Raw genomic sequence first — 14052 nt, forward strand, 5'->3', positions numbered from 1 at the left:
ATTATCCCCCTTGCAATTAGATAAAAGTACTAAATCCAAATTTAGCTCATAAAATATAAGGATGAACAGCCAAACGGGGTGAGTTAAAGATGGCTTCCAAGCAAGTTCCATGTGTTTCCGGGCGCTACAGAAGCGTCAAACCCGGAGATACCTTGTACACCATTGCACGAGAAACGGGTACAACGTTGGATATACTGACAAGGCTCAATCCCGGCATCGACCCTCTGAACCTGCAGGTGGGGCAAATGATCTGCCTTCCCGAAGTTGCTTGTGCTTCAGGGATTTATTGGATTGTAGCCCCGGGCGACACGCTACATCTAATTGCCCAATCAATAGGAACCACCGTCGCTAGATTATTAGAGTTAAACCCCAATATAGACCCCTCCAATCTGCAGGAAAACCAAACCATCTGCCTGCCGGAATAAAGCAGGAGTCAGGAGTCAGGAGTCAGGAGTCAGGAGTCAGGAGTCAGGAGTCAGAATAATTTTAGGATGCAATTCAACTGAATGCAATAAATCTCTACTGAATTCTGACTACTGAATACTAAATTCTAATTAAATAGTATAAGCCACCCCGGGATATGGGTGGCTTTTTGAATTAATCTGAAACGTAAATCTCCGGGACGCCTGCAGCTAGCCCTCCAAATAGTATAAAACGTAAGCCCTTTCCGGATCCTGGCGGATTGTCTCCATCACCTCGGGGGATACCGAAATTTCACCGACGAAATTAAAATCCGAGTCCAGTTCAAAATCCTCCTCATCGGTTGCCTTGTAGCATTCCAAAACCGCATTGGGGTCCTCGGTTTTTATATCCAGGGACAAGTACTGCTTTTTGGCCTCGTCCAAGGAATCTGCAAAGATAATTCTTGTATTTGTTGTATGTTTCATCCTTGATTTCCTCCTGTGCACTTTTAAACATAAAATACACCCAATTTAGGCAAATCGCAACCCCTAAAAAGAAAAAGTGCCTTTATCGGGCACTCACAAATCTCACAAATTTTCTTTTAAAAAAAGCAACGATAAGAGCCAGTATCATTAAACTCATTGCCACATATCTCCCTTATATCTAAATACGTCATACTATTCAAGCCTCCGACATATTGACACAGCAAGCCGTTATTAACCGCAGAAGGGTGTAACGAAATAAGGGAGCAATCTTAGCTTAATAATCCACGGTTACAGTCCGGGTGTCCGCAATCCAGTCAACCTTTGCCCCCAAATATTCACCGACATAGCGAAAAGGAATCATAATCCGGTTGTTTTTCAACACCGGCTCAGTGTCCATAATCATCTCGCTGCCGTTAACCGTGGTCTGTTGGCTGCCGAGTTCAAAAACCACCCTGATTCCTGATTTGACAATTGTCGCCGTTCTGGCGGCATCATCCCAATTTACTTCCGCCCCGAGTGCTTCAGTGACTGCCCGCAAGGGAATCACAGTCCGGTTGTTTTGGTCAACATAAGGCGGTGAATCAAAAGTAATAGGTGAACCGTTTACTTTAATTACAATATTGCCGGAAATATTTCCGGCAATATTTCCGACCACGTCCCCGGTGCCTGAAGAATTATCCGTTCCGTAAATCAGATATTTTTTTCTTTCTTCTTTAAACTGGTTCAAAGCGGGTGTATACTTGGCCTCTATTTGCTGGGGCGTCAAACCCTGCTCCAGGTACAGGCCGATCTTATTTGTGCCCATGATTTTGTCAAACATCACCCTGTCCTTACCCTCGACGCTTTTAGGAACCTGGAAGTTATTTAACGAATGGGCGTAGGCCAGTGCGTAGAACCCGGTTCTGGCAGGGTTAAAGGTTCCGGGGTCTGTTATATTTAACCGGACTCCGCCCCGCTGGTTTCTTTGCTCAGGAATAAATTGCACTCCGGGCAGACCTGCTCCGTTCAGCAAGTCGGCAAATTTCTGGGGATCTATACCACTGCCGCCAATCCACTTAAAATAATCCTGCTGGCCGACTCCCGTTCCTTCCCCCAGTCCCGTCGCCATATAACAGCGGGCTGAATACAAATCGGGCAGCATTGGAGAGGTTTGTACCCAGGTCAGCCCCGTCTCTTCAAAAGTCATGTTTCTGTCGTAGCCCTGCATCGGCACTACAGCCAGATCCGCACCGATATTTCTGTTATAGTATTGGGCCAGTTCGCCGGCGGTCATCCCATGGGCCATAGGCAGATTATCCACCCCGACAAAGGTTTCATAACCTTCCTCCAACACGGGCCCGTCAACAATATTTCCACCGACAGGATTGGGACGGTCCAACACAATAACCTGCTTACCGTATTTTTGCGCCGCAACCATGCAATAATTTAAGGTAGACATATATGTATAGGTCCTGGAGCCAATGTCCTGAATATCAAAAACCAGTACATCCAAACCCTGCAGCATATCTGCCGACGGCATTCTGGTAGATCCATACAGACTGTAGACCGGTATGCCAAACCGCGGGTGGGTGTATGACGTAACATACTCGCCGGCGCTGGCTTTGCCGTCAATGCCGTGTTCCGGTCCGAAAAGCGCCACCAAATTAGTTGAACTATCTCCGGCCAGTACGTCAATTGTGCTTTCCCCCCGGCTGTTAACACCGGTCTGGTTGGTCACCAAACCAATCTTCTTACCCTCAATAAGCTGATGGTATTGGGGGCTGGTCATTAGCATTTCGTCCCCCAGTTTAAACCCTGAAGCCGGGGCCGCGCCGGCAACACCGGAACATACCAGCAGCATGACAGCGGACAACAGGGTCAACAGTACTTTTTTCATAACTTCTCTCCCCCGTTAATTATTTGATCTATTAAATAAGACGCAATATTTAAAAGAAAGTTCCATTAGATCATTAATAATACCAAAGCCCCGCCCCTTGACAAAGCTCGGGGCGGGGACTTCCGGCGGATGAGTTAGAGTATATAATAGTTATTTTTCTTGCATGAAACCATATTTATAGGATTTAGGTGGATTTAAGCTTTCCTTTATAGTTCTGGCGCTTACCCAGCGTAACAAATTTAATTTACTGCCTGCCTTATCATTTGTCCCTGATTTTCTGGATCCACCAAATGGCTGCTGACCTACTACCGATCCCGTCGGCTTATCATTAATATATAGATTACCGGCATTGTAATATAATTTTTCTTCCATATAAGCTATGATATTTCTATCTTGCGCAAATATTGCACCAGTCAATCCGTAAGGTGACGTTTCCTCACATAGCTGCAAGGTTTGCTCAAAATTATCATCATTATATACATAAATTGTTAATACAGGTCCAAATATTTCTTCTTCCATGGTTTTAAACTTGGGGTTACTTGCCAAAATAATTGTCGGCTCAATAAAATATCCAATAGTATCATCACATTTACCACCATAAATTATCTCTGCATCTTCTGCCGCCTCTGCATATTTAATATACCCTTTAATTTTTTCAAAGGATTCTCTATCAATAACAGCGCTCACGTAATTTGAAAAATCTTCAACGTCTCCAATTTTTATGTCTTTAATGTCATTTATTAGTTTATCTTTTAATTCCGGCCATATACTTTGGGGCACATAAGCTCTTGACGCGGCTGAACATTTTTGTCCTTGATATTCATACGCCCCCCTGATTAATCCTGCAGCCAAAGCATCTACATCACATGAATTATGCGCAAAAACAAAATCCTTGCCACCTGTTTCTCCAACAATTCTAGGATAATTTCTATACTTGCTAATATTTTCTCCTACGGATTTCCATATAGTATCAAATACTTGTGATGACCCTGTGAAATGAATACCGGCTAGATTTTCATCGGGTATTACTGTTGTGTTAATATCTTTTCCGTTACTGGGTATAAAATTAATTACTCCGTCCGGCAGTCCCGCTTCCTGCAGCAGTTTCATAAAATAATAATTTGAATATACAGCTGTAGAAGCCGGCTTCCAGTTGACTACGTTACCTAACATGGCGGGCGCTGTGGGCAAATTTCCTCCGATAGCAGTGAAATTAAATGGTGTAATTGCTAATACAAATCCTTCCAGGGGTCTATACTCTAATCTATTCCATTCATAATTTTTGGAAATAGGCTGTTCTTTATATATTTCTTGTGCAAAATAAATATTAAACCTTAAAAAGTCAATTAGTTCGCAAGCGGAATCAATCTCTGCTTGATGCGCTGTTTTACTCTGCCCTAACATTGTTGCGGCATTTATTGTGTCTCTCCATGGTCCGGCCAATAAATCTGCTGCCTTTAAAAATATAGCCGCTCTATGCTCCCATTTCATGTTTTGCCACATTTTTTTGGCTTCTAATGAGGCTTCTATAGCCATTTTCAGCTCTTTCTCACCTGCAACATGGTACCTGGCAAGGACATGCTGGTGGTTATGCGGACTAACACAATCTTTCAATATTCCGGTTTTTACCTCTTTTCCCCCTATAATAAGAGGAATTTCAATTACCTCTTTTTTAAGCTCAACCAGTTTATTTTTTAAATTAATTTGATTCTCACTTTCGAGTCTATATTCATGGACCGGTTCGTTACCTGGCATTTCAATTTTGAAAAAACCTTTACTCATACTATCTTACCTCCATTATATTAATATAGTCTCCCGGCGGTTGCCGGGATGGACCAAACAAGGCTTTGTTTAAATTCTTGGTAGGGGGATTTTCATTTTAAGGAGCGTGTTCTCTTATTCTGACTCCTGACTCCTGTTTACTAACTATACCACCGACGGTTCTACATATAAATCGCCGCTGGCAAATCGTTGAAAACCATACATATCTATGGGGTAATCAGGTTCCTTACCCAGCATGACTTCGGCCATCAACTTGCCCACCACCGGCGCAATCATAAAACCGTGACCTGAAAAACCGGCGGCGACGAAGAAACCGGGCACTTCAGCCACCGCCCCGAGAATTTGCGTTTTATCCGGGGTTAAATCATAAAGACCGGCCCACTGGCGCACTACGCGCAGTTCTTTTAACACCGGCAGGATAAAAGTAATTTTGGCGGCCATTTCCTGCATAAAATGCCAGGTGGAATCAGTATTGTAATCTTTAACTTCATTGGGATCGCCCAGGCCCATTACAAACCCGCCGTGCGGCACCTGCTGGCAGTAGATGCCGTGATAAAAGGACATTACCATCGGGCCCTGCAGCGGTTCTACCGGCTCGGTAACCAATATTTGGTGGCGCTCCGGATGAACAGGAATATCCACCCCCACCATGCGGCCCAGTTCTCTGGTATATGAGCCGGCGCAGCTAATAACCATAGGCGCTTCAATAGTTCCGGCGGTTGTCTCGACCCCTTTTATATTATCTCCGTCCTTTAAAAGATTGGTCACCCTGGTATATGTCAGAATTTCGACACCCAGTCGTTTGGCCGCCACAGCATAGGCGTCCGTCGCCTTAAAAGGATTGCAGTGACCGTCCTGGGCACAGAAAGTTGCGCCATGCAGCCCCTGCAAATTAAGATGCGGTACTAATTCCCCGGCTTCTTCCGGGGTTACCCAGCGGGACGGAATACCCAATTTGTGCTGCAGGCCAAGATTTTTATGAAATTGCTCAACAGCTTTTTCGTTATAGGCCAGCAACAGGTAACCGCTTTGTTTAAATTCTATGCTGTCGCTGTAGCCCAATTCCTCTTCCAGGTTTTCAAACATATGAATACTGTCACGGGACAACAGGCAGTTGGGCTCGGTGCCCCATTGCATGCGCACCCCGGCCCCGCAGCGGCCGGTGGCTCCACTGGCCAGATACTTTTCCTCAATAAGCACAACCTTTTTACAGCCCAGTTTAGCCAGGTTATAGGCAGTGGAACAGCCAATAATCCCTCCACCAATAACTATTGCATCAGCAGTCTTAGTCATCCTGCTCACCTCCGGCCAGGACTCCCAGCTTGACAGGGGCAGTTGGGGGACGGAATGTGGTAAGCGGCACCTCGGCCAGGGGCTTACCTGCAGCGGCAGCTATTTCCCGCATAATCAGCGGCGTGCAAGTACGCCCCTGGCAGGGTCCCATACCCACGCGCAACAATCTTTTTAACTGTTCCAGGTCAGTTATACCTTTGCCTATATAAGCGCGGATTTGTTCCAGAGTAATATCTTCACAACGGCAGACAACAGTTACGTCTTTTTGTTCCTTGTGCTCTTTTGGACTGCTGCAGTTACATTCTGTCATCTACCGCACCTCCCTAATTTTGAAATGGCGTACTTCCATGGACAAGTCTTTGGGTACGGACAACCAAACAACACTGGTGCCATCCAGCTTTGCGCCACTCTGCACCTTTTCAACCCGGGCTTCCCCCATTACTTTTCCGGCCCGGTTCACAGCATCCACCACTTCACCTGCAGCAGGCAGCGGCAGAAATTCATAAGGCAGTTTTACCAGTGCCTCAGTTTCGCTATAGGTCTGATCAATGACAAAAATAGCCAAACCGGGACAGCGCATCAGGCACATGCCGCAGCCGTTGCATTGATCATGGTCGACCTGCGGCCGGTCATTTATATCGGCAAAGGGTTTGATGGCCTGGCGCTTACAGCTGTGGTAACAAGGGTCACAGGGTATATTTTGAAAACATTCCGTCACAGCCACGGGCCCTTGGGCCAACCTTGCCGCGGTGGGCCTTACCCGGGCCAAATCCTCTGCGGTGGGTATACCGTTTTGTGCTAACACCACGATTCCTCCCTTCTTTAAGCCAGGCTCACTTTGGCTAATCCATTGCGTATTTTTTCGCCCACCGGGCCTGATCTTAATCCTGCCAATTCTTGGACAATACCGGCGCGCTGCCGGTCAAAATCCGGCGCATCATAGCCCAGCGCTTTGGCGGCGTTCAAGCCTGCCAGCGCTCCCTCCATCATCGCCGCGGACGCTTCTTCAATACCACTTACATCACCGGCCACATATATGCCCGGCACGGAAGTTTCCAACTGCTCGTTTCGCAGAGGTACGTGCCCGCTTAGCTCAGGCACAAACTCCATCCGGCATCCCGCCTGCCACAACAGCTCGGTAAGCGGGCTTAAACCGACAGACAAGCAGATTACATCTACGTCCAAATCTTTTTCAGAGCCCGAAACGGGCTGCCACTTATCGTCCAATTGCACAATGGTGGCGCCTTCAACTTCCTTTTCTCCCCGGGCGCGCTTGATTGTATGGCTGGTGTATATCGGCACCCCGGCCCGCACAACCTTGGAGGCATGCACCCAATAGGCGCCAATCACGGGGGCTGCTTCAATTATTGCGGCCACTTCCACCCCCGCCTGCAGCAGCTGGTAGCTAACTATTACGCCAATGTTGCCGGCCCCGACCATTAAAACTTTACTCCCCGGCTTTACGCCGTAAACGTTAACCAGGGTTTGCACGGCACCGGCCCCGTAAACACCGGGCAAATCATTATTGGGGAAGGCCAGACTTTTCTCCGCCCCGCCGGTAGCCATGATTATTTTTTGGGGCTTTATTTTTATGTACTGCTCGTTTTGTTCAACAGTGAGAACGCCGTCTTTGTAATAACCGAGGACGGTGGCATCAGTTAACACCGTGATTTTTTCTTCATTTTGCACGGCGGCGGCCAGTTCCCGCGCGATATTGATGCCCCGCTCCGAGGCCCGCTGCTGCTTTGACCCGAAAAAGCGGTGCGTTTGCTTAATTAATTGACCGCCCAGGTAGTCATTACGGTCGATTAAAGTCACGGCCGCGCCCAGGGCGGCGGCTTTTAAAGCTGCAGTTAACCCTGCGGGCCCACCCCCGACGATGCATATTTCTGTTTGTCTCACTTCAATTCACCCTTCCCTCTCTGGGTTTGCACACGGATACCTGCGCGTAATTTTTCCACGCATACCCGAACATTGGGTTTCCCGTCAACCACCATCAGACAGGATGAGCAATTGCCTATGTTGCAAAAAAGTCCCCTGGGACGGTGCAAGTGAATACTCTCCCGCATTGCCCGAATGCCGTTGGCATGCAATGCGGCGGCAATGGTTTCACCTTCATAACCTTCCAGTTCCTGATCATTGTAGAAAAACTTTACCTTTGCGCCCTTCTGAAAATTTAAAATGGGATGTTCTGTTACCCGCATTAAGCCCTTACCTCCTTATTTTCAACGCTCCGGAAGTAACAAAAATTCAGTTCCCGACAAACAATCCCCAGGGGGTTAGCTATATGGATACAGCTGCATGAATAGTTAAATCAATACGCAAATACCATTCCACAAAAAAAAAGCCTGCCTGCGCAAGCTTTTAGTGGATTGCTTAGTATACAAACGTCAGTTTTTTGAACACATTGACATTTATTCGACACTTTTGGACAATAAGGACAATACGGATTCGGTTTGGTGAGTCTCAATGGTTGGAGGCATCTAAAGGCTCATTTATGATTAAGTAATTCTTCAACGCTTTTAATAAAACTTGTTGGATCTTGTGGCGACAATAGGTAAGGATCAATATTATCGGTTTGTATCTGAACCATATTATCCCAGCAGGTGGCATATACACGAGCCATTGAGCCACTTTTCAATGTAAACAGACCTGCGTATCCGAATTGCCCGGATAACCAGGTAATCCCGCCACCGGGTTTCACTAAACCAACCAATTTGACCGATTTTATTTTATTTTTACTGATAAAATGAGAAGATACTTTTAGCTGTATGATTATACCTTCCGGCGTTACCTTATAACCGCGCGGTGAGAATAAGTATGGTATAAGCCAGATTAAGCCCACAGTGCATACGGCCAGGATTGTCATTAAAGGACCAGACATCAATTTTGCTGTTTTATCCATAGGAGCGATAGGAAAAAATTTATCCATAACCTAAACTCCCGCATGTTTTTTTAGCTCTTTTACTTCTAATCCTTGATTTTTTCAATTAATCAACAAATTATTTAAATAATTTACATACCGACAGCCGGCGAAGGAGTAATCAGGGCAGCAATCAGGACAAAAATAACCCAAAGCACGCCCACATATATGCCTGTTTTTACTGCGGGCACCTTCATGGCTACGGAGCTCCCCACAGCCAGCAAGACCAATCCCCAGATAGTAAAGGGGTCAATTTGCGACAGCAACACGTAAAGCCTGCCCGTATGGTCCCCGGGCAGCAACATGGACAGTCCGGTGCTTATTTTTGGTATGTTCTGGATGGGGCTGATCATTATCAGCATCGCCCTGATCACCGAGGCCAGCATCACCGGCAGGTAAGCGTAAACCGTCACGGCAAACAGGGTATTAAAGGGTGCGTTTTCCCCGGTAAAAGCGTTGAATAGTTTCAAAAGACCGGCCATTATCAGCCAGATAATCAGCGGCCCCAGAACCGCACCCACAAGTGTCCCCACCATAGCCACGGTTGCCGCCATGCTGACGGTATGGGCCGGCGTGCTTGCGGCAGCCGGGTTGCTCTGAATGCTCCAGAGGGTAAATTCTTTCATTTTAAACATTAATGGCAGCGCAAGAATAAAATTTACCGTCGTCAGCAGTATTACTATAGCGGCCACACCGGGCCGGGCGGCAATGTCTTCAAAAGTTTCGCGCGGCCCTCCCCATAAAACCCCGCTGATCTTCTGCCAGAGATTTAAATTTCCTTTATCCCCGGGCTCTTTGATTCCGTCGCCTGTTAAATTTTGTGTATCCATCTCAACCACTTAACCTACACCTCTATACCCAAAAATTTTCTTAATTTCTATCTCGATTTTTTCATTACCAGTATGATAAACTATGATGTCATCCTTAGCCCTTACCAATTCTCTGGTCGCTTCATTATTATCATCAAAGGCTTTAATCACAGCCATATCTTCAATATATCTTTTATTATCTTTTATATATGACTTGAAAATCTGCATTTTCACAAACTGATTAGGATAAATTTTTCTTACATCTTCCCACCTCACAATAATTCACCACCTAAAGCTTGTTTTTTTAATATTATACCATTGTATATGCAAATAGCTCTAAATTATATTCTTGCATAATTCGCCAAGACCACAAGCAGGGGGGCCTTCAGATTTACAAATCGCCTTTGTCGTAGTATGATAAGCATATGATAAGGGCACAATAATGCTATGAATCGAGGTGATCGGGATGATGAATATCAAGCCATCTGCGGCAATTAGAAAGAACTACAATGAGATTTCCGAGCTGTGCAAACGGTCGGGAGAACCGGTATATCTGACCAAAAACGGAGAAGGAGATCTGGTGGTAATGGACATTGAAGCCTTTGCCAGACGTGAAAGCATGCTGCGCTTGCGTGAAAATCTAATTGCTGCTGAGGAAGACAGGTTAAACGGCAAAAAAGGCTATTCCATTGACGAGGTGTCCGATATGATGAAGGATGCTGTCAAAGAGGTATTGAATGGACGGCGAAGGTAAATTGTATAAAGTGATTATCTCCGATGAGGCGGCTCAGATGCTGGTATCTCATTCCCGTTTTCTTGCACAGGTCAGTGAAACGGCAGCCTTACAACTCATTGCCGAGTTTAATGAAAAAGCAAACTCCCTGGAGAAATTTCCAGAGCGGAACCCATGGCTTTCCGACCCGCTGGCACCATCCGGCAAATACCGCAAGCTCCTGATGGCGAAGCGGTATCTGCTGGTTTATCAGGTGAAAGACGTCACTGTATACATAGATGCCGTGGTGGACTGCAGGCAGGATTATGGCTGGCTGCTGTAAGTTTATAACAACGAGCCGGTAGATCACCGGCTCGTTGTTGTATATTTAATCCCTTCGCAGTGCTTCGATGGGGTCCAGCTTGGCCGCCTTGTTGGCGGGCAGGATGCCGAATATTATGCCGATGGCGGCGGAGAAGGTGAATGCCAGCAGCGCCGTCCACCAGGACACCAGGGGCGGCCATTTGGCCAGTTTGGCAATGAGAAAAGCCCCGCCTATACCCAGCGCCATCCCGATAATACCTCCCAGTATGCACAGCACCACCGACTCTATTAAAAACTGGGTCAGTATATCCCTGCGCCTGGCTCCCAGGGCTTTGCGAATGCCGATTTCCCTGGTGCGCTCGGTTACGGAAACCAGCATGATGTTCATTACTCCTATGCCGCCCACCAATAGCGATATGCCGGCGATGGCCCCGATAATCAGGGTCATGATGCCGGTTATTTGGTTGGCCGACTGCATCTGCTGCTCCATGCTGTAGCTGATGTATTGGGCGGAGCTGCGATGCCGCCGTTCCAGCACTTTTACGGCCTGGTCCATGGTTTCCTGCACCTTTTCCCTGGAAACGGCGCTGCCTTCCAGGTTATTGATATAGTTGCCGAACATGTTGTGCCAGGACCGGCTGGGAATAAACACTCTGGCTTCTTCTGAAAAGCCCAGCATGGAGTCGCCCTTGGCCACCACTCCCACTACCCGGAAAGGTGTGCTGCCGATGCTTACTTTATTGCCCACGGGCTCGGAGCGACCGAATATTTCGTCGGCCAGCGCTTCATCCAGCACGGCTACCTTGCGGCCCAGGGAATCGTCCTCCTTGCTGAAAAAACGACCGGATTTCAGGTTCAGTTTTCTGATATGCTCGTAGTCCGGGGATACCCCCCAGACCTGGGAATTCTTTTTATCCTTGGAGCCCCGGACATCGGCCATGTTGACGCTGTTGGCGGAAAGATAGCTGATGCCGGGAACTTTGTCTTTGAGCACCTGCACGTCGCTGAGTTCAAACATTCTGCCGGTGGGCTGCTCTCCGCTGCCCCAGTCCACATAGATGGCAAAGATGTTGGTGCCTATCTTCTCCATCTCCGCCATCAGCATGGCCCGCCCTCCCTGGCCGATGGCCACTACTGCGATGACCGCGGCAATGCCGATGATGATGCCCAGGGTGGTTAAAAAGGAACGCAGTTTATTGGCTTTGATGCCCTCCAGGGCCACCAGTATACTCTCCAACAGGTTCACTTGGTTTCCCCCTTCCGGGCATCCGGGTCGGATACCGCCGGTGCAATGGGGACGGCCCCGGCGGGCACGTTGGAGGCAGGCGTTTCCCCGGTCCGGCCGCCGTTTTCATCCACCGGCCCCAGGCTCTTTAACACTTCTAGGGCATCCAGGGGTTTTTCCACTCTTTCGTCTTCCACCAGCCTGCCGTCCCGGAAGTGAATAATCCTGGAGGTGTGCAGGGCAATATCCCGTTCGTGGGTGACCAGCACGATGGTGGCTCCGCCCCGGTTTAAATCCTGAAATATCGCCATGATTTCTTCCCCGGAGCGGGTGTCCAGGTTGCCCGTGGGTTCGTCGGCCAGCAGTACAGCCGGGCGGTTAACCAGCGACCGGGCTATGGCCACTCTCTGCACCTGGCCGCCGGACATCTGGTTGGGGCGATGGTGGACCCGCTGGGCCAGTCCCACCCGCTCCAGGGCGGCGGTAGCTCTTTTCACTCTTTCCCGGACATCTATCCCGGCATAGAGCATGGGCAGTTCCACGTTGCGCAGGGCGGTCATCCGGGGCAGCAGGTTGAAGTTCTGAAAAACAAAGCCTATTTTCAGGTTACGTACTTTGGCCATGCCGGTGTCGTCCAGGCTGCTTATTTCGATGCCGTCCAGCTGGTACGAGCCGGAGGTGGGGGTATCCAGGCAGCCCAGGAGGTTCATCAGGGTTGATTTGCCGGAGCCCGACGGTCCCATTACGGATACGAATTCGCCGGCTTTAACTTCGAGGTTTACGTCCTGCAGCGCCGGCACCGGGTGCGCTCCGGTGTTATATATTTTAGTCAAACCGGACACCTGGATCATTATTTATTCCCCCCGGCCGCAGGCACATTGTTCAACTCCGAAATTTTGTCGCCGTCCTTAAGATTGCCGGCCGGGCCCACAATCACCGTCTCGCCCTCTTTGAGCCCGGATTTTATTTCTGTGAAGAGTTCAGTATCCAGGCCGGTCTCCACTTTTCTTTCCCCGGCGGTGCCGTTTTCCACTACGTAAACATAGCGCTGCCCGCCTTTTTCCACCACGGCTTCGTAGGGTACCACCAGCGCCTTCTCCACGTCCACCGTGGTTATGGTCAGATCTACGGTATATCCCAGGCGCAGGCCCTCGGAGTCACCGGTTATGCTGACAATCACCGGCACTTCGATCTGGCTGCCCTGGTTTCCCGATTCAACCAGGGCGCCCGGGGAAACGCTGCGCAGCTCCCCGGTATACACACGGTCCGGCAGCGCCGCGGCGCTAACCTGGACTTTTTGACCCATTTTCAACCTGCCGCTGTCCGCCTCGCTCACTCCGGCGGTCACTTCCACCTTGTCCGTGTTGCCGATGGTAATCAGCCTGGTGCCTGGATCAATGTGGTCCCCGTCCGCCACTTCCACGGCTATGACAACACCATCCATTTCCGCTGTGAGGGTATTCCTGTCTAAATCCCGCTGTGCCAGTTCCGTTTGGATGCGGGCCTGTTCAACCTGTGCCTCAAGGGAGGCCAGTTCCGGGCCGGTGGGACCTGATTCTTTGATTTTCAGACTGGCGCCGGCATTTTTATACGCCGTTTCCTTGGCTATCAGATCAAGCTCTGCCGTCTCCAGCTCCTGGGCGCTCACAGCATCCTGGTCATGTAGCCGTTTGGTCCTCTCGTAATTTTTTTGGGCGTTTTGATAGTCGGCCCCGGCTTTGTTATAGTCGGCCCTGAGCTTAGCTATTTCTTCCGGCCTGGGATTAAGCGCATCTTCCAGGTTGGACTGCTGCACCGCATAGCTGGCTTTGGCGTTGCTGAGCTTGTCCTCTAAATCACCGGCATCCAAGATCCCGAGCACCTGGCCCTTATGTACTGTTTCACCCGGGTTGACATTGATTTTTTTCACCGTTGTTTCTTCATAGCTGTAAAACTCCTGTTTTTCCACCAGTCTCACCCTGCCGGTGGCAAAAACATTGTCCTGCAGGTGCTGCTGTTCTACCTTGGCTGTTTTTACCGGTATCCCCGTTGGTTTCCTATTTTTGATAATGTTGACTGCAACCACTGACACAACAAGGCCGAGGATAAGTACCCCGGCTAACAGTTTTTTCTTTGATATTTTAGTTATTTTTTGTTTTAAAAACTGCAACATTAATCTCTCCCTTAATAGCCGGGCACACCGTCATTTAAACAAATGCCCTGATTATGCGTGCTAAAAATA

17 protein-coding genes are annotated in these 14052 nt (G+C 48.5%); 3 read left to right on the forward strand and 14 right to left on the reverse strand.

What is annotated here, in order from left to right:
* The first annotated feature begins 89 nt into the window (after positions 1–89).
* Positions 90–425, forward strand: a complete 336-nt coding sequence (locus tag BM056_RS12355) for a LysM peptidoglycan-binding domain-containing protein (RefSeq protein WP_092471718.1) — start codon at positions 90–92, stop codon at positions 423–425.
* Between the two features lie 207 nt (positions 426–632).
* Here the strand turns inward: BM056_RS12355 and BM056_RS12360 are convergent, their stop codons facing one another.
* From BM056_RS12360 to BM056_RS12410, 11 genes are all read right to left on the reverse strand, one after another.
* Positions 633–887, reverse strand: coding sequence for a hypothetical protein (locus tag BM056_RS12360; RefSeq protein WP_092471719.1), 255 nt, complete (start codon positions 885–887; stop codon positions 633–635).
* 274 nt (positions 888–1161) lie between these two features.
* Entirely contained in the window at positions 1162–2763 is a 1602-nt protein-coding gene (locus BM056_RS12365) for an exo-beta-N-acetylmuramidase NamZ domain-containing protein (RefSeq protein WP_092471720.1), read from the reverse strand.
* Positions 2764–2913: 150 nt separating this feature from the next.
* Positions 2914–4545, reverse strand: coding sequence for an L-glutamate gamma-semialdehyde dehydrogenase (gene pruA / locus BM056_RS12370; RefSeq protein WP_092471721.1), 1632 nt, complete (start codon positions 4543–4545; stop codon positions 2914–2916).
* 144 nt (positions 4546–4689) lie between these two features.
* The gene (locus BM056_RS12375; RefSeq protein WP_092471722.1) at positions 4690–5838 is read right to left on the reverse strand and encodes an NAD(P)/FAD-dependent oxidoreductase; all 1149 of its coding nucleotides are present in this window, start codon (positions 5836–5838) and stop codon (positions 4690–4692) included.
* Positions 5831–6148 (reverse strand): (2Fe-2S)-binding protein, encoded by a 318-nt coding sequence (locus tag BM056_RS12380; RefSeq protein ID WP_092471723.1) that lies wholly within the window; start codon positions 6146–6148, stop codon positions 5831–5833. The genes BM056_RS12375 and BM056_RS12380 overlap by 8 nt, the downstream gene beginning before the upstream one ends.
* Positions 6149–6643 (reverse strand): 4Fe-4S binding protein, encoded by a 495-nt coding sequence (locus BM056_RS12385; RefSeq protein WP_092471724.1) that lies wholly within the window; start codon positions 6641–6643, stop codon positions 6149–6151.
* A 17-nt stretch (positions 6644–6660) separates the two neighbouring features.
* On the reverse strand, positions 6661–7740 hold the full coding sequence (locus tag BM056_RS12390) for an NAD(P)/FAD-dependent oxidoreductase (protein ID WP_092471725.1): 1080 nt from the start codon (positions 7738–7740) through the stop codon (positions 6661–6663).
* Entirely contained in the window at positions 7737–8042 is a 306-nt protein-coding gene (locus tag BM056_RS12395; RefSeq protein WP_092471726.1) for a (2Fe-2S)-binding protein, read from the reverse strand. Before BM056_RS12395 ends, BM056_RS12390 begins: the two co-directional genes overlap by 4 nt.
* 287 nt (positions 8043–8329) lie before the next feature.
* Positions 8330–8770 (reverse strand): PH domain-containing protein, encoded by a 441-nt coding sequence (locus BM056_RS12400; RefSeq protein WP_092471727.1) that lies wholly within the window; start codon positions 8768–8770, stop codon positions 8330–8332.
* 83 nt (positions 8771–8853) lie between these two features.
* Positions 8854–9591, reverse strand: coding sequence for a Yip1 family protein (locus BM056_RS12405; RefSeq protein ID WP_131820759.1), 738 nt, complete (start codon positions 9589–9591; stop codon positions 8854–8856).
* A gap of 9 nt (positions 9592–9600) precedes the next feature.
* The gene (locus BM056_RS12410) at positions 9601–9846 is read right to left on the reverse strand and encodes a hypothetical protein (RefSeq protein ID WP_092471729.1); all 246 of its coding nucleotides are present in this window, start codon (positions 9844–9846) and stop codon (positions 9601–9603) included.
* A 193-nt stretch (positions 9847–10039) separates the two neighbouring features.
* Here BM056_RS12410 and BM056_RS12415 point away from each other — a divergent pair, with 193 nt between their 5' ends.
* Positions 10040–10324 (forward strand): type II toxin-antitoxin system prevent-host-death family antitoxin, encoded by a 285-nt coding sequence (locus BM056_RS12415; protein ID WP_337833507.1) that lies wholly within the window; start codon positions 10040–10042, stop codon positions 10322–10324.
* Complete coding sequence (locus tag BM056_RS12420) at positions 10308–10625, forward strand: type II toxin-antitoxin system RelE/ParE family toxin (protein ID WP_092471731.1); 318 nt, start codon at positions 10308–10310, stop codon at positions 10623–10625. Before BM056_RS12415 ends, BM056_RS12420 begins: the two co-directional genes overlap by 17 nt.
* 45 nt (positions 10626–10670) lie before the next feature.
* On the opposite strand, the gene BM056_RS12425 is transcribed toward BM056_RS12420, so the two are convergent.
* From BM056_RS12425 to BM056_RS12435, 3 genes are read right to left on the reverse strand one after another with little or no spacing between them, the layout of a single operon-like run.
* The gene (locus tag BM056_RS12425) at positions 10671–11852 is read right to left on the reverse strand and encodes an ABC transporter permease (RefSeq protein WP_092471732.1); all 1182 of its coding nucleotides are present in this window, start codon (positions 11850–11852) and stop codon (positions 10671–10673) included.
* A complete protein-coding gene (locus BM056_RS12430; RefSeq protein ID WP_092471733.1) occupies positions 11849–12682 on the reverse strand; it encodes an ABC transporter ATP-binding protein in 834 nt (277 codons plus the stop codon). The genes BM056_RS12425 and BM056_RS12430 overlap by 4 nt, the downstream gene beginning before the upstream one ends.
* Positions 12682–13983 (reverse strand): efflux RND transporter periplasmic adaptor subunit, encoded by a 1302-nt coding sequence (locus BM056_RS12435; protein WP_092471734.1) that lies wholly within the window; start codon positions 13981–13983, stop codon positions 12682–12684. The genes BM056_RS12430 and BM056_RS12435 overlap by 1 nt, the downstream gene beginning before the upstream one ends.
* Between the last annotated feature and the right edge of the window lie 69 nt (positions 13984–14052).

Source organism: Desulfotruncus arcticus DSM 17038 (assembly GCF_900113335.1).
GTDB lineage: Bacteria > Bacillota > Desulfotomaculia > Desulfotomaculales > Desulfallaceae > Desulfotruncus > Desulfotruncus arcticus.

What these genes read in the sequence shown, in the direction of transcription:
- BM056_RS12420 (WP_092471731.1), top strand. Translation starts at nt 10,308, where the DNA reads ATGGACGGCGAAGGTAAATTGTATAAAGTGATTATCTCCGATGAGGCG.
- BM056_RS12360 (WP_092471719.1), bottom strand. Translation starts at nt 887, where the DNA reads ATGAAACATACAACAAATACAAGAATTATCTTTGCAGATTCCTTGGAC.
- BM056_RS12400 (WP_092471727.1), bottom strand. Translation starts at nt 8,770, where the DNA reads ATGGATAAATTTTTTCCTATCGCTCCTATGGATAAAACAGCAAAATTG.
- BM056_RS12355 (WP_092471718.1), top strand. Translation starts at nt 90, where the DNA reads ATGGCTTCCAAGCAAGTTCCATGTGTTTCCGGGCGCTACAGAAGCGTC.
- BM056_RS12380 (WP_092471723.1), bottom strand. Translation starts at nt 6,148, where the DNA reads ATGACAGAATGTAACTGCAGCAGTCCAAAAGAGCACAAGGAACAAAAA.
- BM056_RS12405 (WP_131820759.1), bottom strand. Translation starts at nt 9,591, where the DNA reads ATGGATACACAAAATTTAACAGGCGACGGAATCAAAGAGCCCGGGGAT.
- BM056_RS12365 (WP_092471720.1), bottom strand. Translation starts at nt 2,763, where the DNA reads ATGAAAAAAGTACTGTTGACCCTGTTGTCCGCTGTCATGCTGCTGGTA.
- pruA (WP_092471721.1), bottom strand. Translation starts at nt 4,545, where the DNA reads ATGAGTAAAGGTTTTTTCAAAATTGAAATGCCAGGTAACGAACCGGTC.
- BM056_RS12415 (WP_337833507.1), top strand. Translation starts at nt 10,040, where the DNA reads ATGAATATCAAGCCATCTGCGGCAATTAGAAAGAACTACAATGAGATT.
- BM056_RS12435 (WP_092471734.1), bottom strand. Translation starts at nt 13,983, where the DNA reads ATGTTGCAGTTTTTAAAACAAAAAATAACTAAAATATCAAAGAAAAAA.
- BM056_RS12375 (WP_092471722.1), bottom strand. Translation starts at nt 5,838, where the DNA reads ATGACTAAGACTGCTGATGCAATAGTTATTGGTGGAGGGATTATTGGC.
- BM056_RS12430 (WP_092471733.1), bottom strand. Translation starts at nt 12,682, where the DNA reads ATGATCCAGGTGTCCGGTTTGACTAAAATATATAACACCGGAGCGCAC.
- BM056_RS12395 (WP_092471726.1), bottom strand. Translation starts at nt 8,042, where the DNA reads ATGCGGGTAACAGAACATCCCATTTTAAATTTTCAGAAGGGCGCAAAG.